This window comes from Mesorhizobium sp. CU3 (assembly GCF_006442965.1).
Lineage (GTDB): Bacteria > Pseudomonadota > Alphaproteobacteria > Rhizobiales > Rhizobiaceae > Mesorhizobium.
The window spans coordinates 515,290-540,688 of sequence record NZ_VFWX01000001.1 but is presented as its reverse complement, the minus strand read 5'-3'; the positions used below and the strand labels follow the sequence as shown (position 1 = coordinate 540,688).

Genomic DNA, 25,399 nt, shown 5'->3' with positions numbered 1-25,399 from the left:
AAAAACATGTCGGACATCACAGGCAAGGTCGTGGTCGTCACGGCGGCCGCGCAAGGCATCGGTCGGGCCAGCGCTTTGGCTTTCGCCAGGGCCGGCGCCACCGTCCATGCCACCGACGTCAACGAGGCGGCCCTGGCCGAACTCGGCAAGACGCCCGGCATCACGACGCGAAAACTCGACGTGCTGAACGACGAAGCGGTGAAGGCCGGTTTCGCCGAGATCGGCCGCGTGGACGTCCTGTTCAACTGTGCCGGTTTCGTCCATGCGGGTTCCATCCTGGAGATGAAGGACGAAGACCTCGACTTCGCCATCAATCTCAACGTGCGGGCCATGATCCGCACCATCCGCGCCGTGCTGCCCGGGATGCTGGAGCGCGGCGACGGCTCGATCATCAACATGTCCTCGGTGGCCGGCGCGCCCAAGGGCGTGCCGAACCGCTTTGCTTACGGCGTCACCAAGGCGGCGGTCATCGGCCTGACCAAATCGATCGCCGCCGACTATGTCGCCAAAGGCATACGCTGCAACGCCATCTGCCCCGGCACGGTGGAAAGCCCGTCGCTGGAAAGCCGCATGCGCGCGCAGGGCGACTATGAGACCGCCCGCGCCGCTTTCATCGCCCGCCAGCCTATGGGCAGGCTGGGCACGGCCGAGGAGATCGCCGATCTCGCGGTCTACCTGGCTGGCGCCACCTACACGACAGGGCAGGCTTACAACATCGACGGCGGCTGGTCGATCTGAGGCCGTTACGATAGGGCGGGCAGCAATCCAGTTACGAGGCAAAGAATGACCAAGATCACGGACCTCAGAACCTTCGATTTGCGCTTCCCGACGTCGCAAAGTCTCGACGGCTCGGACGCGATGAATCCGGACCCGGATTATTCCGCCGCCTATGTCACCCTCGACACCGATGTGCCGTCGCTGAAAGGTCATGGCCTCACCTTTACCATCGGCCGCGGCAACGAGATCTGCTGCGCGGCGATCGAGGCGCTGCGCCATCTCGTCGTCGGGCTGGATCTCGACTGGGTCAAACAGGATCCCGGCCGCTTCTGGCGTCACATGACCGGCGACAGCCAGTTGCGCTGGATCGGGCCGGACAAGGGCGCCATGCATCTTGCGGTCGGCGCGGTGGTCAATGCGGTCTGGGATCTGTGGGCAAAGGAAGCCGGCAAGCCGGTCTGGCGCCTTGTAGCCGAGATGAGCCCGGAAGAGATCGTCAGGATCGTCGACTTCCGCTACCTCACCGATGCCATCACCCCGGCCGAGGCGCTGGCGATCCTGAAAAAGGCCGAAGCAGGCAGGGCCGAGCGTATCGCCGCGCTCGAGCGCGAGGGCTATGCCTGCTACACAACGTCGGCCGGTTGGCTCGGCTACCCCGACGACAAGCTGAGGCGCCTTTGCCAGGAAGCGGTCGACGATGGCTTCAACCACATCAAGCTGAAGGTCGGGCGCGACCGGGCCGACGACATCCGCCGTTTGCGGATCGCCCGCGAGGTGATCGGCCCGGACCGCTACCTGATGATCGACGCCAACCAGGTCTGGGAGGTCGACCAGGCGATCGACTGGCTGAAGGACCTCGCCTTCGCCAAGCCGTTCTTCATCGAGGAGCCGACCAGCCCCGACGATGTCGCCGGCCACACAAAAATCCGCAAGGCGGTGGCGCCGATCAAGGTCGCCACCGGCGAGATGTGCCAGAACCGCATCATGTTCAAGCAGTTCATCGCTGGCGGCGCCATCGACGTCGTGCAGATCGATTCCTGCCGCATGGGCGGGCTGAACGAGGTGCTGGCGGTGCTCTTGATCGCCGCCAAATTCGGCCTGCCGGTCTGGCCGCATGCCGGCGGCGTCGGCCTGTGCGAATATGTCCAGCATTTGTCGATGATCGACTATGTCGCGGTCTCAGGCACCAAGGACGGCCGCGTCGTCGAATATGTCGATCACCTGCACGAGCATTTTCTGGAGCCCTGCGTAATAAGCGAAGCAGCCTACATGCCGCCGGCAGCACCCGGCTTCTCGATCGAGATGAAGGCTCAGTCGATCGAGGACTACCTCTATCGCGGCTGATCTGATGTGCTGAGATAGGATATTGTTCGGGAAAGAGTGTCCAAGGCTGCGGTCGGCGTCTCGTCTGGCCGAAGCGTCGTTTGGCCCATCGCATCGGCGATTTGCGCATCACTCTTCAATTTGGCGCGTAGCGCGTCGGCATAGACACGCGCGATGCCCCGGTGCGGGCTCTTAAGATAATGCGACTGATCGAGCCGCCAACGCCGCTCGATATCGGCCATGATCACCGGGTTGCTCCACACCGCATAGCCGGCCGCCGTATAGACAGTGATCTCGCCGGCATAGAGTTGTTCGTCGGTCACCAGGAAATCGATGCGGGCATAGTCGAGATCGCCGGCGATACGCGGCGCGATCTCGGCTGCTCGACGGATGTACTCTGTCAGGCGCGGAGTGACCTCCAATGCCTGGTCTTCGCGCGGATAGTCGAGGTCGCGTCCCGGCAGCGGATTGCCCTGCGGGTCGAACAGGCGTGAGCGTAGCGCCTTCTTGTCCTCCGCGCGCACATGGCAGACCACGCCGCTGCAGACCTGCACCTTGATCTCCGTGGCGATCCTGCCGCCGCTGAGCGGCAGCATCTCCTCGACAAAGACCTTGCGCTCGATCAGCCAATAGGCCCATTCGCCGTAGCGCGTGCCGAAGCGCCGCTTCAGCCATCGCTTCGTCTTGCGTACGATCGCGTCACGGCCGGGCTGCCCGCCGGCGACGAAGATGTTCATGTCGCAGCCGTGATTGGTCTTCACCACCACATTGCCGTTCAGCAGATCCTGCGGGATGTCGTCGGGATCGCGGCCGGACCAGAGCGTCCGCGCCGAGCCCACCTCCGGGCAGACATCGCGGATGTAGTCCTTGGCGGCAAGCTTGTCCGAGAGCGTCACGAACAGCGGGTTGTGATCGACGATTTTGCGCCACAGCATTCGCTCGTGGTAGCGCGTCGGCGCCGCCGGGTCGGGCAGGTAGCCGAGCCGCCTGAAGAACCGGATAACGAGCATCGGGTGGCGGGCCGTCAGGAAAACGCGGGCAAGTGCCAGCACCGCTCGCTGACGCGCTGTAATGCCGGCCTTGGCTGTCATCGGACGTTTTGCCCCCCGGCAAATCCATTGGCCGCTCAGGATCGACTCGACTTAGTCTTTCGCCGGCTTTTCGCGGCCTCGTTCAATCTAAAGCCTACGACTATGCCCGATTGCGTGGAAAGGCCTGTGTCGGCGAAACCTTACGGATTCGCCGGCAATATCTCAATCAGATTCGAATGCGCTTGACCCATGACGGAGCCTTCGATTCCGACCGGCCGCCTTCTGTCGCTGCAGGTCTACCAGGCGTCGCTGCGCAAGCGGAAATAGCCCGGGCAGATCCCACCTGGATTGTTGGGATGGGCCGGCCGTCTCCGAATCGGCTATGCCTTCCTCATGCAGGAAACCTCCCTCTACGAACCGGTGAAGCGGTTCCTCGAGAGCATGGATTTCGCCGTCAAGGGCGAGATCGGCGGCTGCGATGTTGTCGGCCTGCGCGACGGCGAGCCGCCGGTTGTCGTCATTTGCGAGCTGAAATTGCAGTTCAATCTCGAGCTCGTCCTGCAGGCTGTCGATCGCGCCGCCGCCTGCGACGAGGTCTGGCTCGCCGCGTTGATGTCGGCGCGGGGAAAAGGCCGCGAGCATGACCGCCGTTTTCGTGCGCTTTGCCGCCGCCTCGGCTTCGGCCTGCTGGGTGTCGGCAAGAAGGGTGAGGTCGAGCTGCTGCTCAGCCCGGCCGCCTTGCCGCCGCGCCGCGATCCGCGGCGGCGTTCGCGCCTGGTCGAGGAGCACCACCGCCGCAAAGGGGACCCGTCGATCGGTGGCAGCACGCGCAAGAAGCCGATCATGACCGCTTACCGGCAGGAGGCGCTGGCCTGCGCCACAGCCATGGCCGACGGGCCGAAGCGGCCGCGCGATCTCAAGGAGCTTTCGCCACGCGCGGCGAGCATCCTGCAGAACAATTACTATGGCTGGTTCGCCCGCGCCGAGCGCGGCATCTATGCGCTGACCGAAGCCGGCCTTGCCGCCGTCTCCCCCGCAGCGGTGGCCCTATAGACTATAGCGCCGCAAAAATTCGCCGGCTTACCACTCCGCAAACGAACCGTCCTTGTGGCGCCAGATCGGGTTGCGCCAGCGATGTCCTTCTTTGGCGCGCTCCTTGACATAGTCCTCGTCGATCTCGACGCCGAGGCCCGGGCCATCGGGAATGGCGACGTAGCCTTCCTGATAGCGGAACACATCCTTGTTGGCGGCGTAGTCGAGCAGGTCGTTGGCGGCGTTGTAGTGGATGCCCAGGCTCTGCTCCTGGATGAAGCAATTGTAGCTGACGGCGTCGAGCTGCAGGCAGGCGGCGAGCGCGATCGGCCCGAGCGGGCAGTGCGGCGCCACCGCCACGTCATAGGCCTCCGCCATCGCCGCGATCTTGCGGCATTCGGTGATGCCGCCGGCATGCGACAGATCCGGCTGGATGATGTCGACGACGGCCTCTTCGAACACCGATTTGAAGTCCCAGCGGCTGTAGAGCCGCTCGCCGAGCGCGATCGGCGTCGAGCCGAGTGCTGCGATCTCCTTCAGCGCCTCGCGGTTTTCGCTCAGCACCGGCTCCTCGATGAACATCAGCCGGTAGGGCTCCAGTTCCTTGACCAGGATGCGCGCCATCGGCCGGTGCACGCGGCCGTGGAAGTCGACGGCGATGCCGATATTGGCGCCGACGGCCTCGCGTACCATGGCGACGCGCTCGACGGCTGCGTCGATCTTGTCGTGGCTGTCGATGATCTGCAGCTCCTCGGTGCCGTTCATCTTCAGCGCCGTGAAGCCGCGCGCCACGACATCTTTTGCGCCGGCGGCGACTTCCGCCGGCCGGTCGCCGCCGATCCAGGAATAAACTCTGATGGTATCGCGCAGCTTGCCGCCGAGCAGCTCATGCACCGGCACGCCGAGCGCCTTGCCCTTGATGTCCCACAGCGCCTGATCGATGCCGGCGATCGCGCTCATCAGGATCGGCCCGCCGCGGTAGAAGCCGCCGCGATACATCACCGTCCAATGGTCTTCGATCAGCCGCGGATCCTTGCCGATCAGATAGTCCGCCAGTTCCTTGACCGCCGCCTCGACCGTCAGCGCCTTGCCCTCGATCACCGGCTCGCCCCAGCCGGTTATGCCGGCATCGGTCTCGATCTTGAGGAACAGCCAGCGTGGCGGCACGACATAGGTGGTGAGGGCGGTGATCTTCATGCGGGCGACAACTCAGTTGTTCTTCAGTTTCTTGGCGCTGGCCAGGTCGCGCGCCGCGAGGTCGAGTATCCGGTTCGTCGCATCGCGCGCCGCGACGGCGTCGCGCATGCGCAGCGCTTCGACCACCTCGCCATGCGCCGCCGCCGCTTCCTTGCGCCTGACCGGCGAGATTGTCGCCGTGGCCTCCAGCGAAAACAGCAGCGCCGTGTCGATCAGCTTGCCGATCTGGCGGAAGATCGGATTGTGGCTGGCGCCATAGACGATCTGGTGGAAGACGATGTCGGAGCGCGAGAACTGCGTCAGGTCCTCGCCGGCACCGGCCATGCCTTGCCACGCCGCTTCGAGGTCGGCGATCTCCTTGAGCGTCGCACGCGTTGCGGCGAGCTCCGCGACCAGCGGCTCGATGGCGCGCCGGGTTTCGAGGATGGCGTCGAACAGCTTGTCGTCCAGCGCGTGCGGCGCATGCCAGGCAAGCACCTGCGGGTCGATGATGTTCCAATTGTCCTGGTCGCACACCACGGTGCCGACGCGCGGCCTGGACAGCACCAGTCCCTTGGCCGCCAGCACCTTCAGCGCCTCGCGGATGACGGTGCGGCTGACGCCATATTCGACGCCGAGGTCGTTCTCGGTCGGCAGCGACGATCCGGCCGGATAGCGGCCGGAAAAGATGTCGGAAGCGATCGCCTTGGTCACATCGGGCATGACGCGCGGGCGCCGCGTGGTCTCGGGCGCTTCGATCTCTTCGTCAGCCTTCTTCGGTGTCTCGGTCACCTCAGCCCCTCCTCCAAGGCAGCGAACCCTTATGCTTGCGCGCAACTGGTCCGGCCTTAATGCATGTCGCCCAAAAGTGACCTCGGTTTTGGGAGAACGACATGCAAAAAAACAAGGACCTAAGCGCGTCGCCTGAATCCGTTTCAACGCGACGCGCTTTAGCGGATGCGAGTGATTTGCGCCAGCGATCACTTATCGGACTATCTATCTCATTTATCATACCAGATCAATTGACGGGTATGATAAAAAGAATTAGAGACTCCTGCATCCGGGCCGATCGCCCGGCCGTTTGCTGGGAGGTAATCATGCGACTTTTGAAGACCGCGCTCGTCGCGGGCGCTCTCGCCGTTCTGTCGGTCACCACGATCGCTTCGGCCTATGCTCAGGACACCAAGATCGGCTTCATCGTGAAGCAGCCGGAAGAGCCCTGGTTCCAGGACGAATGGAAATTCGCCGACCAGGCCGCCAGGGAAAAAGGCTTTACGCTGGTCAAGATCGGCGCCGAGGACGGCGAGAAGCTGATGTCGGCGATCGACAATCTCGGCGCGCAAGGAGCGCAAGGCTTCGTCGTCTGCACGCCGGACGTGAAGCTCGGCCCCGGCATCGTCGCAAAGGCCGCCGCCAACAATCTGAAGCTGATGACCGTCGATGATCGCCTTGTGGGCGCCGACGGCAAGCCGCTGGAAGACGTGCCGCATATGGGCATCTCCGCCACCAAGATCGGCGAGGCTGTCGGCCAGGCGATCGTCGACGAGATGAAGGCGCGCGGCTGGAAGGCGGACGAGGTCGGCGCCATCCGCGTCTCCTACGACCAGCTGCCGACTGCCGTCGATCGTGTCGAGGGCGCGATCTCGGTGCTGAAGGCCAACGGCTTCAAGGCCGAGAACATCTTCGACGCTCCGCAGGCCAAGACTGATACCGAAGCCGCGCTCAATGCCGCCACTGTGGTCCTCAACGCCCATGCCGACATCAAGAAGTGGGTCTCCTTCGGCCTCAACGATGAGGCCGTGCTCGGCGCCGTGCGCGCTGCCGAAAGCGTCGGCATTCCGGCCGACGGCATAATCGGCGTCGGCATCGGCGGCGCGGAATCGGCCATCAACGAGTTCAAGAAACCGGCCGCCACCGGCTTCGTCGGTACCGTCATCATCTCGCCGAAGCGTCACGGCTACGAGACGGCGCTCGACATGTATGATTGGATCGCCAACAACAAGGAGCCGGCCAAGCTGACGCTGACCGCCGGCGCGCTGGCCAAGCGCGACGACTACGAGAAGGTGCGCAAGGACCTCGGCATCGAGTAATCCTCCCTGTAGAAACAGGCGGTGGCTTGAGCCGCCGCCTGTTTGGCGTTGCACAGAAGGATCAGAGCGTGTCCTTTCTCGAATTCTCCAGCATCACCAAGACCTATCCGGGCGTCAAAGCGCTGTCGGATGTGTCGTTCGGCGTCGAAAAGGGCGCCGTGCACGGGCTGATGGGCGAGAATGGCGCCGGCAAATCGACGCTGATCAAGATCCTCTGCGGCGATCAGCATGCCGATGCCGGCGAGATCAGCATCGACGGCAAGGCCCAGGCCTATGCCTCGACCAGGGACGCCTTCGACAATGGCGTCATCGTCATCCATCAGGAACTGCAACTGGTGCCCGAGCTGACCGTCGCTGAGAATCTCAGCCTCGGCCGCTTTCCGGCGAGCGGGGGCGTCATCGCCCGGCGCCGCATGCTCGACGATGTCGGCGCCAAGCTGAAATCGGCCGGCATCGACATCGACATGCGCCGCAAGATCAAGACTTTGTCGATCGGCGAACGCCAGATGGTCGAGATCGCCAAGGCGGTGATGCTCGACGCCCGCGTCATTGCGCTCGACGAGCCGACCTCGTCGCTGTCCTCGCGCGAAAGCGAGATCCTGTTCGCACTGATCGACCGGCTGCGCGGCGAGGGCAAGGTCATCCTCTATGTCTCGCATCGCCTCGACGAAGTATTCCGGCTTTGCGACAGCCTGACCGTGCTGCGCGACGGCAAGCTCGCCGCGCATCACGCATCGCTTAAAGGCGTGACACGCGATCAGGTCGTCGCCGAAATGGTCGGCCGCGAGATTTCCGACATTTGGGGTTTTCGCCCGCGCAAGGCTGGCGACATTAGGCTGAAGGTCGATGACCTGAGCGGCGCCAGGCTGCGCATACCGGCCAGCTTCGAAGCCCGTGCCGGCGAGATCGTCGGCTTCTTCGGCCTGATCGGCGCGGGGCGCTCGGAATTGATGCGGCTGGTCTTCGGCGCGGACCCGCGTTCAAGCGGCACGATCACAGTTGACGGCAAGCCGGTTGCCGCCGCCAGCCCGCACGATGCGATCCGCGCCGGCATCGTGCTCTGCTCGGAAGACCGTAAGCATGACGGCATCATCCAAGGCCGCTCGATCGAGGAAAACATCAACATCTCGTCCAGGCGCCACCATACGCGCTTCGGCGTCCTCAACCGTGCCAGCGAGGTCGCCACTGCGGAAACCTTCATCAACAAGCTCAAGGTGCGCACGCCGTCGCGCAAGCAGGACATCGTCAATCTCTCCGGCGGCAACCAGCAGAAGGTCATCCTCGGCCGCTGGCTGTCGGAGCAGGGCGTGCGCGTGCTGATCGTCGACGAACCGACGCGCGGCATCGATGTCGGCGCCAAGTCCGAGATCTACGAACTGCTCTACCAGCTTGCCGAGGACGGTATGGCGATCGTCGTCGTCTCCTCCGAACTGCCGGAAGTGATGGGCATCTGCGACCGCATCCTGGTCATGTGCGGCGGTCGCATCAGCGCCGAGCTCAAGCGCGATCAGTTCGCTGAAAGGGCGATTCTGGCCGCCGCTTTGCCGGACAAGAAAACCCCCGACGCGATCGCATCCTGAGGATTTTTAATGACCGATCAGCTGAAGAAAATCCTGCTCGGCGAACAAGGCCTGGTCGTCATCTTCATCGTCGCCTTCGCGCTGGTGTCGCTCCTGGTGCCGAACTTCCTCACCGACCGCAACATGCTGGGTCTCCTGCAATCCGTGGTCACCGTCGGCATCGTCGCCTGCACCATGATGTTCTGCCTCGCCGCGCGCGACTTCGATCTCTCGGTCGGCTCCATCGTCGCCTTTGCCGGCATGGTCGCGGTGATGGCCTCGAACACCACCGGCTCGATCCTGCTCGGCTTGATCGCCGCGATCGCCTGCGGCGCCGTCGTCGGCTGGGTCAATGGCGTCGTCATCGCCAAGTTCCGCATCAACGCGCTGATCACCACCTTGGCCACCATGCAGATCGTGCGCGGCTTCGCGCTGATCTCGTCGGACGGCCGGGCCGTCGGCATCAACAGCCCGGATTTCTACCAGCTCGCTCTGTCGAAGCTGCTCGGCATACCGACTCCGATCTGGGTGCTGGCGGTGCTCTTCGCCATTTTCGGCTTTGTGCTCAACAGCACGGTCTTCGGCAAGAACACGCTGGCCATCGGCGGCAATCCGGAAGCTTCGCGCCTTGCCGGCGTCAATGTCGACCGGACGCGCATCTGGATTTTTACGCTGCAGGGCGTCGTCTGCGGCATCGCCGGCATCCTGCTGGCCTCGCGCATCACGTCGGGCCAGCCCAACGCCGCGGTCGGGCTGGAGCTCTCGGTCATATCGGCCTGCGTGCTCGGCGGCGTCTCGCTGGCCGGTGGCAGGGCGACGATGTCCGGCGTCATCGTCGGCGTGCTGATCATGGGCATCGCCGAGAACGCCATGAATCTCCTCAACATCCCGGCCTTCTACCAATACATCGTGCGCGGCGTGATCCTGCTTCTGGCCGTGCTGCTCGACAATCTGCGCTCCTCGGCTCTGGGGCGACGCTGAGCGGGAGGGCAGCCTTGCCGGACTGGTTATCTCTCGACAATGATCGGTTACGCCTGCGCATAAGCCCGCGCGGCGGCGCCATTGTCGATGGCTATACAAACGACGGCAGGCCATTCCTGCGCCCGTATCAAGGCAAGGGCGCATTCGACGTGGCGGCCAGCGCCTGCTTTCCGCTGGTGCCGGTCGGCAACCGCATTGAAGGCAATGCGTTCTCGTTCAGGGGCCGGAGTTTTGCGCTCGTCCCGAGCGCCTTCGATCCGCTTTATATCCACGGTGAAGGCTGGCTTGGCATCTGGCGGGTAGAGGCGCAACGTGAGGACTGCGTCGAATTGGTCTTCGACAAGCCGGAAGGCGAAGGCTCGCCCTTTGCTTACCGTGCGCGGCAGTCTTTCCGGCTTGCCGGAGCGCGGCTGGACCTCACTATGTCGGTCACCAACAAGGGCGAGACCGCTCTGCCGTTTGGGCTCGGCTTTCATCCTTACTTTCCGCGCACGCCGCGGACGACGCTTGTTGCGCCGGCGAGCGGCTGGTGGAGCGAACGCGATGGACACCTGCCCGGCGAGCGGATCGCGCTTGGCGAGGATGTCGACTTCTCCACGCCGCGCCGGTTGCCGGAGCGCTGGTTGAACAATGGCTTCGAAGGCTGGAGCGGTATTGCGCGCATTGTCTGGCCCGAACATGGGCTTGGGCTCGATATCGAGGCATCCCGGGCGCTCGGGCGCTATATGCTTTACGCGCCGGACAGCGACCGCAGTTCCGTCTGCTTCGAGCCGATGAGCCACACGCCGAACGCGTTGAAGCATGTCGATACCGACCCGATGGGATTGAAGATATTGTCGCCGGGCGAGAGTTTTGACGCCGGCTTTGCGATGACCGTTTTCGACTTGGAGTGACTGGCATGACTGAGCGCCTGTCCGGCAAACGCATCTTCCTGACGGGTGCCGCGCAAGGCATCGGCCTCGCCATCGCCGAGGCCTGCCTTGCCGAAGGCGCAAGCCTGTTCCTGGTCGACAGCGACGGCGCGCTGCTGGACAAGACGATGGCCGGCCTTGCCGCGCCGCGCGACCGTGTCCGGCATGTTGCAGCCGACATCAGCGACGCTGGCGCGATTGCCGCTGCCGTCAGCCAGGCGACCGCCGAGATCGGACCGGTCAACGCCTTGATCAACAATGCCGGAATGAATGTGTTCTCGACGCCGCTCGAGGCGACCGAGGAGGAGTGGAGCCGCAATTTCGACGTCAACGTCAAGGGCGCCTGGAATTGCAGCAAGGCGGTGCTGCCGGCGATGATTGCAAGCGGCGGCGGCGCCATCCTCAACATCGCCTCGACGCACAGCTTCACCATCATTCCGCACACGTTCCCCTATCCCGTGGCCAAGCACGCGCTGCTTGGCCTGACCAAGTCGCTGGCGCTGGAATATGCCGGGCAGGGCGTGCGCGTGAACGCGCTGGCGCCAGGCTATGTCGAGACGCAAAAGGTCGTCGACTACTGGAACAGCTTCGCCGATCCGGCCGCCGCGCGCGCCAGGACGCTGGCCCTGCATCCCGGCGGCCGCATCGCTTCGACGCGCGAGATCGCGCTGGCCGCGGTGTTCATGATTTCCGACGAATGCCCGTTCATGAACGCGGCCTGCCTCGTCGTCGACGGCGGGCTCAGCCAATTGCAGCACCCCGCCTGACCGGGAAAGAAAACAGGATCAGTTCCGGTATTGGGGTCATGGAAACGATCCCATGACCCAATGTCCGGCTAGAGCAATTTCAGGAAAAGTGCGAAGCGGTTTTCCGTCCGGAATTGCGTAAAAACAAAAGGTTAGAGCGTTTCGCCGTTTCCGTGAAACTGTGAAACGCTCTAATGATCACATGGGACCTGCAAGCTCCGCTGCAGGTCATTGCGGATCAGCTTGACCAGCTCGGCATGAAGGTCGGCGCGCGAGCGGCCGCCGTCGGCGCAGATCGGGTCGACCTCGCCCTCGGCCTTCAGCAATTCGGCGCCGCTCGGCTTGCATTCCTGCAGGAAGCTGAAATGGATGGCGCCTTCGACATTGGCATAGGTGCCGCGCGGCGTGATCGCGGCCAGCTTGTCGGCGACGACCCCCAGCGGGATCGTGTCGGCGCTGCCGAGATTGATGAAGTCCATCGGGATCGTGATCGCCTTCAGGCTCGCGGCATCGAAGGCGAGTGCAAGGCCCGGATCGACCAGCACGGCCGCTTTGATGCGCTTGTCGAGGTTTGACTGCTCGAAGCGCGCCTTGTCGATCGTCCTAAGGTCGAGCTTGTCGACATGCACGAGCGCGTCGTTGCGGTAGCCGATGCCGCCCGCATACCAGGCGCAGTCCCATTTCTTGTATTCGTCGCAATAATGGGCATAGGCGTCGAGGCTGGCGCGGGCGCCGGCGATCTCCATCGCCGCGCCGCCGCCGAGCGAAAAGCCGAGCACGCCGATCCTGTCGCCATCGACGGTGTTGCCCCATGTCGGATCGGCCGTCATCGCGTCGATCACGGCCGACAGGTCCTGGGTGCGTTCCCACAGTTTCGGCGTATCGGCCGGCGTCGAGTCGCCACTGGTTGTGCCGGGATGGTTGGGGCCGGCCACGATGAAACCCGCCTTGGCCAGTTCCGTTGCCAGCCAGGCCATGCCTTGCACGCGGCCGCCCGACCCGTGCGATAGCACGACCAGCGGAAAACGTCCTTTGAGCGGCGGGGCATTCTGGAAAACCGGCACGCCCTTGAAGGCCTTGTTGTCGCCAAGCACGATGGCTTCGCCGCCGGCCTCGGCCGGATACCAGACGAAGACCTGGAGATCGCGGCCGCGTTCCGGCGCCGCGACGGAAATTTCGCGCATGCCGACCTCGGCGGCCTGGCCGGTGGCGGTGAAGACGACTGTGAGCATTGCTGCGGAAAGGATACGGGAGAATGTCATGAGAACCTCGCTCGGTTGGAGAGACCGGCGATGATTGGCCGATAGCGTCCTTGAGCCGCGTCCTCGATCGCGATCGAGGTCGTTCTCAATCGCGATCCGGGCCATTATCCATGCATCCGACTGCTTTTGAGATTCACCGTGATTTTCGTTCCGCTTCCCTTCGTCGTCGCCCTGTTGCTGTTGGTCCTGCTTGGCCTGATGCTGCGGGCCGAGCAGCCGAGCCGGCCTTTCCTTGCCTTGGTCGGCCTCTGCATTTTGCAGTCAGTGCTTCTCGGCCTGCGCTGGGGCTACGAGATGACGGCGCTGCGCTACGTGCTGCCGGTGGTTGCAAGCTGCCTGCCCCCCATCGTCCTGGCAGGGTTTCGCAGCCTGATCCATCGCAGTTCTGCGAAGGCAGGCCGCGTCCGCTGGCTGCATGCGGCTCCGCCTATCCTGATGCTTGCCCTGGTGCTGTTCGTCCCGGCGCTGATCGACGCAGCGATGATCGTGATCTTCGTCGGCTACGCCTTGGCCGTGCTCGATCTCGGCCGCGCCGGTCCCGATGCGCTGGATGAGGCGCGCCTCGACGGCGCGGTCGCCGCGCACCGCGCGCTCGTCATCGCCGCTTTGGCGCTTTGCGTCTCGGCCTTCTTCGACTTCGCCATACTCATGGATTTCGAATGGAGCAGGGGCGAGAACGCCGCCTTCATCGTCAGCAATGCGAATTTTCTCGGCCTGTTCCTCATCGGGTTGACAGCCATCGCCGCTGCTCGCGCGCAGCCTCAATCCGCCGTCGTCGAGGAGGCCGAAACGCCGTCGTCGGCCGCGCAGGATCGCGAGCTCCTCGACAGGGTCCGCACGCTTCTGGTCGAGCAGAAGCTGGCGCGCGACGAGAACCTGACCCTGTCGCGGCTGGCGCGTCGCGCCGGCGTTCCGGCGCGCCAGATATCCGCCGCCGTCAATCGGCTGGCCGGCAAGAATGTCTCGCAATTCATCAATGATTTCCGCGTCGCCGAAGCCTGCCGGCTGCTCGGCGAAACCGACATGTCGGTGACGGCGGCAATGCTCGAATCCGGCTTCCAGACGAAATCGAATTTCAACCGCGAATTCCGCCGCGTCACGGCGCTGAGCCCCGCGGCCTGGCGCGAGCGGTCGCGCTCAGAAACGCTCGCGATAGTCGCGCGGGTTGGTGCCGAGGACGCGTAGGAAGCCGCGCCGCATCGTTTCCTCCGAGCCGAAGCCGCAGCGCCGCGCCGTCTGGTTGACGGGCAGGCCCCGCTCCAGCATCCGCCGCGCCGCCTCGATCCGGATCTCCTCGATCGCGCGGGCAGGTGTGCGGCCCGTGGCCTCGCGATAGCGCCGCGAGAAACTGCGCCGGCTCATATTGGCGTGGTCGGCCAACTCTTCCAGCGACAGGTCGCCGCCCAGGTTTTCGAGGATCCAGCCATGCAGCCGGTCGAAGCGGCCGTCGCCTTCCTGCAGTTTGAGGGTCTGGCTGAACTGCGCCTGGCCGCCCGGACGTTTCAGGAACACCACCAGCTCGCGCGCCACGGCAAGCGCCGTGTGCCGGCCAAGATCGGCCTCGACGAGCGAAAGCGCCAGATCGATCCCCGCCGTCACGCCCGCGGAGGTCCAGACATTGCCGTCGCGAATGAAGATCGGATCGGGTTCGAGCCGGACTGCCGGAAAGCGACGGGCGAACTCGGCGCAGCGCCCCCAATGGGTCACCGCGCGGCGGCCGTCGAGCAGGCCCGCCTCGGCCAGCAGCATGGCGCCGCTGCACACGGACGCCGTACGCACGGCATCGCGCGAGCGGCCGGCAATCCACTGGACCAGTTCGCGATCCTCGCAGGCCGCGTTGACGCCCCATCCGCCGGGCACGATCAGCGTGTCAACCTGGAGCCCATGCGCCGGCAGTGGCGCCCCCTCCAACACGAGGCCGGCCGAGGTCTTGACCCGCCCCGAGGCGGCAACGACCAGGATCTCATAGGGCGCTGGCTCGCCGGACTGCATCAGGAAGTCGTTGGCGCTGGCGAAAACCTGCAGCGGTCCGCTGACGTCGAGCAACTGCACGTCGGGATAGGCAAGGACTTCGATACGGCGCATTTTGATTGGCCTGAAATGAGGGATCAATGGCAATCGTGCCAAAGCATGATGCCCTAGATTGCCGAAAGTCAACCCTAGGAGATTTCCATGACCCTTCGTTTCGGCATTCTCGTCTTCCCCAATGTCCAGCAGCTCGACCTCACGGGTCCCTATGAAGTCCTGGCGACGGCCAAGGGTGCCGAGGTGGAACTGATCTGGAAGGACCGCAATCCGGTGATGTCATCGACGCGGCTGTCGCTTACGCCGACGGCCACCTTCGACGATTGTCCGCCTCTCGACGTGCTGTGCATTCCAGGCGGTGGCGGCGTCAACGCGCTGCTGGAGGATCAGGCGGTTCTCGATTTCGTCTGGGAACGAGCTGCGCAGGCGCGCTACATCACCTCGGTGTGCAGCGGCGCCTTGGTGCTGGGCGCGGCCGGGCTGCTCAAGGGCAAGCGCGCCACCACGCACTGGTATGCGCATGATTTTCTTGAAGAGTTCGGCGCGATCCCTGTCGATGCGCGCATCGTCGAGGACGGCAAGCTAATCACCGCCGGCGGCGTCACGTCCGGCATCGATTTCGGCCTGGCGCTGGTCGCAAGGCTGCTCGGTCAGGCCGAAGCGGAAGTCGTGCAGCTCTCGCTCGAATATGCCCCGGCACCGCCCTTCCAGTCGGGCACGCCCGCCGAGGCTTCGCCGGCCGTCCTGGCGGAGGCGAAGGAACGGCTCTCGGCTTCGCGGCGGGTTCGCGAGGAGATGTTCGCCCGCTGGCGTGAAGAACGCGCGGTCACGCCGGCGCGCATCCGCGCCTGAAATCCCAAGGCCGGACGGCGGATATCCCCGTCGTTCGGCCCGCTGCATTTCGGCGGTTGACTCATCTCGCTGTCTGTGCAGAAATTGGTTGGACCATTGAACCACTTTAGGCTCTGGCTTGACCGATCTCCTGCCCCCCATCCAGACCACGGCCCGCGATGACGCGGTGCTGAAGGCGTTGGCGGGCTTCGTGCGGCAGGAGGCTCTGGGTCCGGGCGAAAAGCTGCCGACCGAGCGCATTCTCGCCGAACGCCTCAAGGTCAGCCGCAACACCGTGCGCGAGGCTCTCACCCGCTGGGAGGGCCTCGGTCTCGTCGAACGGCGGCAGGGCTCGGGCACCTATCTCAAGGCCGCCGTCTCGCCCGATATGCTGCACATGCCGCTGACGCTGGCCGGTGGCAATGATTTCGCCGGCCTGATGTCGACACTGGAGATCCGCCGTGCGCTGGAGGCGGAGGCAGCGGCACTTTGCGCCATCCGCGCCGGCAAGGCCGAGCTTGCCGAGATCGAGCGCAAGCTCGACCTGATGGAAGAGGCCTTCCAGACCCGCGCCGGCATGTCCTCGGAGGAGGATTGGGAGTTCCACCAGGCGGTCTTCCGCGCCTCCGGCAATCCGCTGTTCGAGCAGATCATCGCCGCCATGTACGAGATGTTCCACCGCTTCTGGGAACATCCGCTCGGCGTGCGCGATTTCGGCCACGCCAGCTTTCCCTATCACCGCACCATCTTCAACTGCATCGCCGCGCGTGACCCCGACGGCGCCCGCGCCGAGGCGCTGAAGCTGATCGCCACCGTCGAGGACGATCTGAAGCGCGGCGCCGCCAACCTCAAACTTTCGGACCGCAGATGAACGAGCAGCCCAACACTTTCGACCCGGCCTCCCTGGCCAGCGACTATCTCGGCGAGGCGGCCACGCTGCTGGCGCATGACGATCCGTTCCCGGGCGGCGCCGTGGTGCCGCCGATCTACCAGACCTCGCTCTTCACCTTCGCCAGCTACGCCGACATGGCCGACACCTTCGCCGGCAGAAGAAGGCAGCCGATCTATTCGCGCGGCGACAATCCGACGGTGATGGAGTTCGAGGCGCGTGTCGCGGCGCTCGAGGGTGCTGAAGCCGCGCGCGGCTTTTCCAGCGGCATGGCGGCGATCAGCAGCACCGTGCTTGCCTTTGTCGGCGCCGGCGAGCGCATGGTCGCCGTGCGCAACTGCTATGGCGATGCCTACCGGCTGTTCGAGCGCCTGTTCCCGCGCCTGAACATCAAGGTCGACTATGTCGACGGCTCCGATCCGGACGCCGTTGCCGCGGCCCTTCCCGGCGCCAAGCTGCTCTATCTCGAAAGCCCGACCTCGATGCTGTTCGAGCTGCAGGACCTGGAGCATCTGACGCGGCTGGCCAAGGAGCAGGGCATTGTCACCACCATCGACAATTCCTGGGCTACGCCTGTTTTCCAGAAGCCGATTTCGCATGGCGTCGATCTGGTGCTGCATTCGGCCTCGAAATATCTGAGCGGCCACAGCGACACCGTCGCCGGCGTGGTGGCCGGCTCCGCCGCCCACATCAAGCATATCAACGAGCAGACCTATTCGCAGCTTGGCGGCAAGCTCTCGCCCTTCGAGGGCTGGCTTTTGCTGCGCGGCCTGCGCACGCTGCCGCTCAGGCTGCCGCACCATATGAAGAGCGGGCTCGCCATCGCCGAGCGGCTGAAGGCGCATGGCAAGGTCGAGCGTGTCAACCACCCGGCCTATTCCAATCATCCGGGCAAGAAGACTTTAGCCGGCTATGCCGGGCTGTTCTCCTTCGAGGTCGCCGAGGATGTCGACATCCCGGCTTTCGTCGATGCGCTGAAATATTTCCGCATCGGCGTCAGCTGGGGCGGCCATGAAAGCCTGGTCGTGCCGGCAAAGGCCTCGCTCGAGCAGACGCCGGGCATCAATTCGATGGCGCGCTTCGGCGTCAGCCCCCGAACCATCCGCTTCAATGTCGGATTGGAAAATGTCGAGGATCTCTGGGCAGACATCGCCCAGGCTTTCGACAAAGCAAAAAAATAAGGCGTTCAAAAAATGGGAGTCCCGAAGATGAAAAGACTGACCTTCATGCTTGCCGCCGTCGCCGGCCTGGCGATTTCCGCCAGCGGCGCGCTGGCCGACACCACCATCAAGCTGGTCGAGGTCATCACCAGCCCGCCGCGCACCGAATTCCTGAAGAAGCAGATTGCTGAATTCGAGAGCGCCAACCCCGGCATCAAGGTCGAGGTGGTTTCGCTGCCCTGGGGCCAGGCCTTCGAAAAGTTCCTCACCATGGTGCAGGCCGGCGACACGCCCGATGTCGTCGAGATGCCGGAACGCTGGATGGGCCTCTACGCCAACAACGGCCAGCTCGAGGATCTCGGCGCCTATATGGCCAAGTGGGATGACGCCAAGACGCTGGGCGACCGCGCCAAGCAGTTCGGCTCGACCGTCAACAACACCCAGTACATGATCCCCTACGGCTATTATGTGAACGCGCTGTTCTGGAACAAGAAGCTGTTCAAGGAAGCCGGCCTCGACCGTCCGCCGGCAACCCTCGACGAATTCGTCGACTTCTCCAAGAAGATCTCGGCCATTCCCGGCAAATACGGCTACTGCCTGCGCGGCGGCCCCGGCGCCTTCAACGGCATGCACATGTTCATGAACATCGCCGACGGCAAGGGCGGCTACTTCAATGAGGACGGCACCTCGACCATCAACGACGAAGGCTCGGTCAAGGGCCTGCAGATGCTGGCCGACATGTACAAGAACGGCCTGGCGCCGAAGGATGCCGTGAGCTGGGGCTTCAACGAAACGGTGACCGGTTTCTATTCCGGCACCTGCGCCATGCTCAACCAGGACCCCGACGCCCTGCTCGGCATCGCCGACAAGATGAGCGCCGACGACTTCGCCGTCGCGCCGCTTCCCGTCGGACCGAGCGGCAAATCCTACCCGACGCTGGGCTATGCCGGCTGGGCGATGTTCGCCAACTCGCAGCACAAGGACGAGACCTGGAAGCTGATGGCGACGTTGCTGTCGCCGAAGGACAATCTGGAATGGGCCAAGGAAGTCGGCGTCGTGCCGATCCACAACGGCGCCGACCAGGATGCGCACTTCAAGACCGAGCAGTTCAAGGGCTGGTTCACCGAGCTCAGCGACAGCGCCAAATATGAAATGGTGACGCCGCCCACGCATCTGGAAAACCTCGGCAATTTCGTCGACCAGGTGGCGATCAAGAACTTCCAGGAAGTGCTGCTCGGCCAGAAGCCGGCCAAGCAGGTGGCGGACGAATGGGCCGCGTTTCTGACCAAGGAACAGCAGGACTGGCTGGCCAAAAACAAGAAGTGACGCTGTCTTTGCCTTCTCCCCGTCCACGGGGAGAAGGTGTCACGAAGTGACGGATGAGGGGCAGCGCCAGCGTCTCCTAGGTTCGCGCCGCCCCTCATCTGCCTGCCGGCATCTTCTCCCCGTGAACGGGGAGAAGGACGCTGCTTTGCCTTCCGGCATTCACCCACCACCGTAGAGCCAAACATTCATGACCTACGCAGTGTCCGAAATCCGATCCGCCGCCCGGCCGCGAAGCAAGCGGCTGACCAAGGCCGCGATCGAACCGTGGCTCTATCTTTCGCCGGCTATCGTGCTTTTGGTCCTGGTGCTTTTGGTGCCGCTGGTCATCGGCATCAGCTATTCCTTCCGCAAATTCTCGGCCTTCAAATCGCAATATGTCGGCCTTGCCCAATACCAGGCGATGTTCTCCGACCAGGTGCTCGGCCAGGCGCTGATCAACACGCTGTGGTGGACCGTTGCCAGCTTGTTTTTCCAGTTCTTCCTTGGCCTCGGCTTGGCGCTGCTCTTGGACAAGCCGTTCTACGGTCGCAAGGTCGTGCAGGCCGTTGTCTTCCTGCCTTGGGCCGTGCCGTCCTTCCTCTCCGGCCTCACCTGGGCTTGGCTATTCAATCCCATTATCGGGCCGTTGCCGCACTGGCTCTTCGCGCTTGGGCTGAAGGCCGAGCCGACCAATGTGCTGTCCGATCCCGCCACAGCCATGTGGGGGCCGATCGTCGCCAACATCTGGTTCGGCATCCCCTTCTTCGCCATCACGCTGCTTGCGGCGCTGAAGTCGATCCCGTCGGAACTGCATGAGGCGGCGGCCATTGACGGCGCCTCGCCCTGGCAGCGCTTCACCAAGGTGACGCTGCCCTTCCTCGCGCCGACCATCGTCATCACCGTCATGCTGCGCACCATCTGGATCGCAACCTTCGCCGACCTGATCTTCGTCATGACCGAGGGCGGGCCTGCGGGTTCGACCAGCACTGTGCCGGTCTACATCTATGTCAGCGCCTTCAAGTCGCTGGACAAGGGCTACGCCTCGGCCGTCGCGGTGCTGCTTCTGGTGCTGCTGATCGCCTACGCGGTCGGCCTCATCGCCATCCGCCGCACGCTGGTGAGGCACGTCTGATGATCGCCGGTCGCTCCACGTCCTCGCGCATCGTCGGCGGCATCGGCCTCTACGCGGCCATCGCGGCTTACGTGATCTTCGCGCTGTTCCCGATCTTCTGGACGCTGAAGATCTCGGTGACGCCGGAGCGCCTGCTCTATTCCGAGGGCATCACCTTCTGGCCGTCGAAAACGACGCTCAAGAATTTCGCCACAGTCTTGGAGGCGTCCGACTTCCCGCGCTATTTCCTGAACAGTGTCATCGTCTCGGTGTCGACGGCCGCCCTGGTTACCATCATCGCCACGCTTGCCGGCTATGCCATGTCGCGCTTCACCTTTCGCGGCAAGGCGACGCTCGCAATCCTGCTGCTCCTCACCCAGACCTTCCCGTTGGTCATGGTCATCCCGCCGATCTACCGCATCATGGGCGACCTCGGCCTGACCAACAGCCTGATCGGCCTGATCATCATCTACACCGCCTTCAACACCGCCTTCGCCACCTTCCTCATGCAGTCCTTCTTCGACGGCATCCCGAAGGACCTGGAGGAAGCGGCGATGATCGATGGCTGCACGCGGGCCCAGGCCATGCGCCGGGTGATCGTGCCGCTGACCTTGCCCGGCATGGGCGCTACGCTCGGCTTCGTCTTCACCGCCGCCTGGAGCGAGCTCTTGTTCGCGCTGATGCTGATCTCCAGCGACGAGCAGAAGACCTTCGCAGTCGGCTTGCTCACCTTCATCGGCAAGTTCGCCGTCGACTGGGGGCAGATGATGGCGGCCTCGATCCTGGCGCTGATCCCGGTCTGCGTCTTCTTCGCTTTCCTGCAACGCTATCTCGTCACCGGCCTCACCGCCGGCGCGGTCAAAGGGTGAAAAATGGCTTCCGTCACGCTGCAAAACGTCGAGAAGGATTACGGCTCGCTGCGCATCCTGCACGGCGTCGACCTCGACATCGCCGACGGCGAGTTCGTTGTGCTGGTCGGCCCGTCCGGCTGCGGCAAGTCCACGCTGCTGCGCATGATCGCCGGCCTGGAAGAAGTCACCGGCGGCGAGATCCGCATCGGCGAGCGGCTGGTCAACGACGTCGCGCCGAAGGACCGCGACATCGCCATGGTGTTCCAATCCTACGCGCTCTATCCGCATATGGACGTTTCCTCCAACATGGGCTTCAGCCTGCTGCTGAAGAAGGCTGAGAAGACGATGATCGACGGCCGCGTCGGTGCGGCCGCCAAGCGGCTCGGCCTCGATCCCTATCTCGGCCGCCTGCCGCGCCAACTCTCCGGCGGCCAGCGTCAGCGCGTCGCCATGGGCCGCGCCATCGTGCGCGATCCGAAGGTCTTCCTGTTCGACGAGCCGCTTTCGAATCTCGACGCCAAATTGCGCGTCCATATGCGCGCCGAGATCAAGGCGCTGCACCAGCAGCTCAAGACCACCTCGGTCTATGTCACGCATGATCAGGTGGAAGCCATGACCATGGCCGACCGCATCGTGGTCATGCACGACGGCTATGTCCAGCAGGTCGGCCGCCCGTTGGAGCTCTACGACCGCCCGGCCAACACCTTTGTTGCCGGCTTCATCGGCTCGCCCGGCATGAATTTTTTACCGGCAAAGGTCGCAAAGGGCGGCAAGGTCGACGCCGTGCTCGCCGATGGCCAGAAGCTCAGATTGCCGGACGGCCTGCCGCTGAAGGACGGTGACGATCTGACCATCGGCCTCAGGCCGGAGCACATCAGGCTGGTCGACGACGGCGCGCTGAAGGCCGAGGTCGAAGTGGTCGAGCCTTTGGGCCTGTCGACGCAGTTCTATGTCCGGTTCGCCAACCAGCAGATCTGCGTCTTCGTCATGGGCCGCAGCGACGTGAAACCGGGCGACACCATCCGCCTCGCCGCCGATCCGGCGGCGCTGCACCTCTTCGATCCGAAGAGTGGAAACCGTATCGATTGACCAGATTCCGGAGCTGTTCCCGGCTCAGCGCCAGCGGAAAGCGTCGAGCATAAAGTCCGGATAGGCGCCGTGCTCGTCGAAAAGGCCCGTCAAGTCGCCGGCGTCGGCCAGTATCCCCGACCGCACCAGCGCGGTCGCGACGCCGACACCGGCGCCGCCGGCGATATCATGTTCGACGCTGTCGCCGACGCACACCACGCTGCCGGGTTCCGGATTGCCGGCCAGCGCCAGCGCGGCGTGATAGATTTCGGGATAGGGCTTGCCGATGCGGACGACGCTGCCGCCGAGGCTTTCGTAGAGATCGGCAAGCGCGCCGGCGCCGAAGCGCGGCCCGACCGCCGTCAGCATGATCCGGTCGGGATTGGTGCAGAAGCACGGCACCCGCCGCGCCGTCGCCGGAGCGAACAGCGCGCGGTAATGGTCGAGGTCGTAGCGATCGCCTTCGCTGGCCGAGATCAGCACCAACTCTGCGTCGTTGCCGTCCTTGGCGAGTCTGAAGGCTAGGCCCTCGATCGCCGAGCGATCGTCGTCGCGGCTGATCAGCAGGCATCTGGTGCCGAGGCGGAATTTCCCGTTGACCACAAGCCTGTCGAAGTCGCGCCACGCCACTTCGCCGGACGAGACGAAATGATCCCAGCTGCCCGGCTGGAAGCCGAGCTTGAGCAGGCGCTGCTCGTTTGGCTCTGCGCGTTTGCCGGAGTTGGAGACCAGCACGACCGTCTTGCCGGCGTGCCGCAGCGCGGAGAGCGCTTCCACCGCGCCGGGGTAGGGCCGCTGCCCGTCATGCAGCACGCCGAACTGGTCGAGCAGAAACACTTCGTAGCGCTCGGCCAGCGCTTCGACCCCGTCGAGGTGCGGCGGTTGTGGCTTGCTCACAGCAGCCCCGCTTGGTCTGCGCCTTTGAGCGCGAGCCGCGCCGCGCCAGCGGCCGCCTCGTCGGACAGTGCGGGCAGGAAATCGACGGCGAGCTTGCGCCGCCGGATTGCGGTCCAGGCTGGATTGGCGGCGCCGCCGCCGACGCTGCGCACCGACGTCAGTTTTGGCGCGCCGAGTTCGGCAAGCCGCTGATAGCCGAGCGCCTCGATGGAAGCGATGCCTTCCAGCATGGCTTTGAGATAGTCGGCGTCTGATGCCGGCCGGGGCAGCAGGCGCGGCGGCAGCGTTGGATCGGCGATTGGAAAGCGTTCGCCGGCCGCGCCGAGCGGATAATAGTCGAGCCCGGTGCTCGTCCCCGGATCGATTGCCGCGCTGAGTTCGACAATGCGAGCCACTGAAAAATGCTGGGCGAGTACCTTGCCGCCGGTATTCGATGCACCGCCCGCCAGCCAGGCATCGCCCAGGCGATGACTGTAGATGCCGTAGCGCGGCGCCGAGATCGGCCGATCCGACAGGATCTTGAGGGTCAGCGACGAGCCGAGCGCGGTGACGCCGTCGCCAGCGGCCGCGGCACCCGTGGCCAGGAACGAGGCGCAGCCGTCCGTCGTACCGGCGACTACGGCGACGTCACGCGGCAGGCCGAATAACTCGGCGGTACCGGTGGCAATTCTACCGGTCACGCTGCCTGGCCTCACGACTTCGGGCAGCAGTTCCACGCGCATGCCGGTCCTGGCGACCCAGTCCGGCCAGCGACCGGCCTCGACATCGTAACCGGTCTTGAGGCAGTTGTTGTCGTCGCTGATATCGAAGCGGCCGGAAAACTGTCCGGCTATCCAGTCGGCCTGATGCAGCAGTCTGGCGGCGCCGGGCAGGCGCTGGAGTAAGAGCGCCTTGGCGAGGCCCGATGTCGCGCCATGCGCCGCGCTGGTCTGCGGTGCCTCGCGCGCGACTGCCGCGAGGATCGTCTCGTCGGCGACCTTGTCGTTGTACATCAGCGGCTCGGCCAACACCCGGCCGGAACCGTCGACCGGCAGCACCGTCCCCGACGTGCCGTCGACGGCGATAGCGCACACCGCCGCCCGATCGATGCCGCGGACAAGCTCCTGCAGCGCCGCTTCGACCGCCGCCCACCAGACGACCGGATCGCGACCATTCGCGCCGAAGCGCGCGAGCGGCACGGCGGCGCGCGCGGCTACCGAACAGTCCGCTCGGATGGCGACGGCGCGCGCGCCGGAGGTGCCGATATCGATGCCGACCGCCAACCGCGCCATCGTCTGCCTAGTCCGCAGCGTTGAGCTTCTGGCGATAGCGCTCGGCATCCCAGTTGATCAACTCGTCATTTTCTGAGTCGGTGAGATAGTTCAGCCGCGCCGCGACGTCGACGCGCGCGGTAACGTCGGCAAGGCAGCGTTGCATGGCATGCGCCCCGGCACCGGCATCGCCGCGCATCAGAACGCCGATGCCGGGAAACATGATTGCCGCCGGCGCTGCGCCGATGCGCCGAACGACGTCCGCCGCGCTTTCGCCGGGCCTCGCCACGACCGAGCCCCGGCCGAGGAAGATGACGTGGTCGGGGTAGAGGCTGCCGGCTTCGGCTATGCGCAGGCTTTCCGGATCGATCGCCGTCGCATGCGCTTCGATATCGGCGGGCAGGCCGTAGCCGCTGTCTCCGGCCAGCGCGAGCAGGGCGGCGATGTCGGGCGGCGCCGCCGCGCGTACCGGCCGCGCCAGCAGCATGGTGACCCGGCGCAGCAGAAGTTCCGCCTCGGCCACGGTTTCGGCCGCCACCACCAGCCCGTGATTGCCGAGGATCAGCACATCGACACCTGGCCGCAGCCGTTCGGCGATGCCCTGGGCGAGCGGCAGGCCCGGCCGACGATAGGCAACATAGGCCCATTCGATCCCATCGAGGCGCCGCCCGGCCTCGGCCTCGCCGTCGGCCTGCACGGCGAGCGAGATGGTGTCGACGCAATGAACATGCAGCACCACGCGCTGCGGCATCAGTGCATGCACCGTGGTTTCGATCGACGGCCGCAGTCCACGTGGATTGAGCGCCTCGATGGTGAAGCGCTGCGGCAGATCGGCGTCCGGATGGCGCCGTTCGACGGCTTCGATCAGCGGGCTGATCGCCACCGGCACCATGATGTCGGCGGCGAGCGCGTCCTTCAGCCAGGTGCCGGAGGCCTTGATCCACAGCGTGTCGGCTGCCTTCAGCGACGTGTTGCCGCCGGCCCCCTGGGTGAGATGCGGGCTGCTGCCGATGTCGGCCGACAGCGCCCTCAAGGCGGCGAGTTCCTGCGCATCCGCCAAGTTGAGCGCATCAGCTCCGATCGCCATCACGCGTCCTCCAGCGGCCTGGCCGCATCCTGCAGGCCCCTCCACAGGGACCGCAATCTGGCGCTGATATCGCAGATATGAGCGACATCCGTCAACT

24 protein-coding genes are annotated in these 25,399 nt (G+C 64.7%); 16 read left to right on the top strand and 8 right to left on the bottom strand.

Annotated features, from left to right (window positions below):
* The first annotated feature begins 6 nt into the window (after positions 1 to 6).
* A complete protein-coding gene (locus tag FJ988_RS02540) occupies positions 7 to 738 on the top strand; it encodes an SDR family oxidoreductase (protein ID WP_140815162.1) in 732 nt (243 codons plus the stop codon).
* Positions 739 to 783: 45 nt separating this feature from the next.
* On the top strand, positions 784 to 2,061 hold the full coding sequence (locus FJ988_RS02535) for an L-fuconate dehydratase (protein WP_140815161.1): 1,278 nt from the start codon (positions 784 to 786) through the stop codon (positions 2,059 to 2,061).
* On the opposite strand, the gene FJ988_RS02530 is transcribed toward FJ988_RS02535, so the two are convergent.
* Positions 2,049 to 3,131 carry an ATP-grasp fold amidoligase family protein gene (locus tag FJ988_RS02530; RefSeq protein ID WP_140815160.1) on the bottom strand — a complete coding sequence of 361 codons (1,083 nt, stop codon included), beginning with the start codon at positions 3,129 to 3,131 and terminating at the stop codon, positions 2,049 to 2,051. The genes FJ988_RS02535 and FJ988_RS02530 overlap by 13 nt on opposite strands.
* Positions 3,132 to 3,464: 333 nt before the next feature.
* Here FJ988_RS02530 and FJ988_RS02525 point away from each other — a divergent pair, with 333 nt between their 5' ends.
* Positions 3,465 to 4,124 carry a DUF2161 domain-containing phosphodiesterase gene (locus FJ988_RS02525; RefSeq protein ID WP_140815159.1) on the top strand — a complete coding sequence of 220 codons (660 nt, stop codon included), beginning with the start codon at positions 3,465 to 3,467 and terminating at the stop codon, positions 4,122 to 4,124.
* A 27-nt stretch (positions 4,125 to 4,151) separates the two neighbouring features.
* Here the strand turns inward: FJ988_RS02525 and dgoD are convergent, their stop codons facing one another.
* Both dgoD and FJ988_RS02515 read right to left on the bottom strand, forming a co-directional pair.
* Positions 4,152 to 5,300 (bottom strand): galactonate dehydratase, encoded by a 1,149-nt coding sequence (gene dgoD / locus FJ988_RS02520; RefSeq protein ID WP_140815158.1) that lies wholly within the window; start codon positions 5,298 to 5,300, stop codon positions 4,152 to 4,154.
* A 12-nt stretch (positions 5,301 to 5,312) separates the two neighbouring features.
* Positions 5,313 to 6,002: a FadR/GntR family transcriptional regulator gene (locus FJ988_RS02515; RefSeq protein WP_140815342.1), complete on the bottom strand. Its 690-nt coding sequence runs from the start codon at positions 6,000 to 6,002 to the stop codon at positions 5,313 to 5,315.
* 374 nt (positions 6,003 to 6,376) lie between these two features.
* On the opposite strand from FJ988_RS02515, the gene FJ988_RS02510 reads away from it, so the two are divergent.
* From FJ988_RS02510 to FJ988_RS02490, 5 genes are all read left to right on the top strand, one after another.
* Positions 6,377 to 7,369, top strand: a complete 993-nt coding sequence (locus tag FJ988_RS02510; protein WP_140815157.1) for an arabinose ABC transporter substrate-binding protein — start codon at positions 6,377 to 6,379, stop codon at positions 7,367 to 7,369.
* Between the two features lie 68 nt (positions 7,370 to 7,437).
* Positions 7,438 to 8,949: an L-arabinose ABC transporter ATP-binding protein AraG gene (araG, locus tag FJ988_RS02505; protein ID WP_140815156.1), complete on the top strand. Its 1,512-nt coding sequence runs from the start codon at positions 7,438 to 7,440 to the stop codon at positions 8,947 to 8,949.
* Positions 8,950 to 8,958: 9 nt separating this feature from the next.
* On the top strand, positions 8,959 to 9,909 hold the full coding sequence (gene araH, locus FJ988_RS02500) for an L-arabinose ABC transporter permease AraH (RefSeq protein WP_140815155.1): 951 nt from the start codon (positions 8,959 to 8,961) through the stop codon (positions 9,907 to 9,909).
* Between the two features lie 14 nt (positions 9,910 to 9,923).
* Positions 9,924 to 10,802 (top strand): aldose 1-epimerase, encoded by an 879-nt coding sequence (locus FJ988_RS02495; protein ID WP_181183393.1) that lies wholly within the window; start codon positions 9,924 to 9,926, stop codon positions 10,800 to 10,802.
* A gap of 5 nt (positions 10,803 to 10,807) precedes the next feature.
* A complete protein-coding gene (locus tag FJ988_RS02490; RefSeq protein WP_140815154.1) occupies positions 10,808 to 11,587 on the top strand; it encodes an SDR family oxidoreductase in 780 nt (259 codons plus the stop codon).
* Between the two features lie 170 nt (positions 11,588 to 11,757).
* Here FJ988_RS02490 and FJ988_RS02485 read toward each other — a convergent pair whose 3' ends face one another.
* A complete protein-coding gene (locus tag FJ988_RS02485) occupies positions 11,758 to 12,828 on the bottom strand; it encodes a serine aminopeptidase domain-containing protein (RefSeq protein WP_140815153.1) in 1,071 nt (356 codons plus the stop codon).
* A gap of 138 nt (positions 12,829 to 12,966) precedes the next feature.
* Here FJ988_RS02485 and FJ988_RS02480 point away from each other — a divergent pair, with 138 nt between their 5' ends.
* Positions 12,967 to 14,013: an AraC family transcriptional regulator gene (locus FJ988_RS02480; protein WP_140815152.1), complete on the top strand. Its 1,047-nt coding sequence runs from the start codon at positions 12,967 to 12,969 to the stop codon at positions 14,011 to 14,013.
* Here FJ988_RS02480 and FJ988_RS02475 read toward each other — a convergent pair.
* Entirely contained in the window at positions 13,966 to 14,913 is a 948-nt protein-coding gene (locus FJ988_RS02475; RefSeq protein WP_140815151.1) for a GlxA family transcriptional regulator, read from the bottom strand. The two genes, FJ988_RS02480 and FJ988_RS02475, sit on opposite strands and share 48 nt — an antisense overlap.
* 87 nt (positions 14,914 to 15,000) lie before the next feature.
* Here FJ988_RS02475 and FJ988_RS02470 point away from each other — a divergent pair, with 87 nt between their 5' ends.
* From FJ988_RS02470 to FJ988_RS02440, 7 genes are all read left to right on the top strand, one after another.
* Positions 15,001 to 15,705, top strand: a complete 705-nt coding sequence (locus FJ988_RS02470; protein ID WP_140815150.1) for a DJ-1/PfpI family protein — start codon at positions 15,001 to 15,003, stop codon at positions 15,703 to 15,705.
* 118 nt (positions 15,706 to 15,823) lie between these two features.
* Positions 15,824 to 16,555 (top strand): FadR/GntR family transcriptional regulator, encoded by a 732-nt coding sequence (locus FJ988_RS02465; protein WP_140815149.1) that lies wholly within the window; start codon positions 15,824 to 15,826, stop codon positions 16,553 to 16,555.
* Positions 16,552 to 17,754: a PLP-dependent transferase gene (locus FJ988_RS02460; RefSeq protein ID WP_140815148.1), complete on the top strand. Its 1,203-nt coding sequence runs from the start codon at positions 16,552 to 16,554 to the stop codon at positions 17,752 to 17,754. Before FJ988_RS02465 ends, FJ988_RS02460 begins: the two co-directional genes overlap by 4 nt.
* Positions 17,755 to 17,781: 27 nt before the next feature.
* Complete coding sequence (locus FJ988_RS02455; RefSeq protein ID WP_140815147.1) at positions 17,782 to 19,059, top strand: sugar ABC transporter substrate-binding protein; 1,278 nt, start codon at positions 17,782 to 17,784, stop codon at positions 19,057 to 19,059.
* A 187-nt stretch (positions 19,060 to 19,246) separates the two neighbouring features.
* Entirely contained in the window at positions 19,247 to 20,170 is a 924-nt protein-coding gene (locus FJ988_RS02450; RefSeq protein WP_140815146.1) for a carbohydrate ABC transporter permease, read from the top strand.
* Positions 20,170 to 21,018, top strand: a complete 849-nt coding sequence (locus FJ988_RS02445) for a carbohydrate ABC transporter permease (RefSeq protein ID WP_140815145.1) — start codon at positions 20,170 to 20,172, stop codon at positions 21,016 to 21,018. Before FJ988_RS02450 ends, FJ988_RS02445 begins: the two co-directional genes overlap by 1 nt.
* 3 nt (positions 21,019 to 21,021) lie before the next feature.
* Complete coding sequence (locus tag FJ988_RS02440; RefSeq protein ID WP_140815144.1) at positions 21,022 to 22,089, top strand: ABC transporter ATP-binding protein; 1,068 nt, start codon at positions 21,022 to 21,024, stop codon at positions 22,087 to 22,089.
* Between the two features lie 24 nt (positions 22,090 to 22,113).
* Here FJ988_RS02440 and FJ988_RS02435 read toward each other — a convergent pair whose 3' ends face one another.
* Genes FJ988_RS02435 through FJ988_RS02425 form a run of 3 tightly spaced genes read right to left on the bottom strand, consistent with a single transcriptional unit; the run spans position 22,114 to position 25,302 of the window.
* A complete protein-coding gene (locus FJ988_RS02435) occupies positions 22,114 to 22,965 on the bottom strand; it encodes a TIGR01459 family HAD-type hydrolase (RefSeq protein WP_140815143.1) in 852 nt (283 codons plus the stop codon).
* The gene (locus FJ988_RS02430; RefSeq protein WP_140815142.1) at positions 22,962 to 24,236 is read right to left on the bottom strand and encodes an FGGY-family carbohydrate kinase; all 1,275 of its coding nucleotides are present in this window, start codon (positions 24,234 to 24,236) and stop codon (positions 22,962 to 22,964) included. Before FJ988_RS02430 ends, FJ988_RS02435 begins: the two co-directional genes overlap by 4 nt.
* A 7-nt stretch (positions 24,237 to 24,243) precedes the next feature.
* Positions 24,244 to 25,302: a class II aldolase/adducin family protein gene (locus tag FJ988_RS02425; RefSeq protein ID WP_140815141.1), complete on the bottom strand. Its 1,059-nt coding sequence runs from the start codon at positions 25,300 to 25,302 to the stop codon at positions 24,244 to 24,246.
* Positions 25,303 to 25,399: the final 97 nt, after the last annotated feature.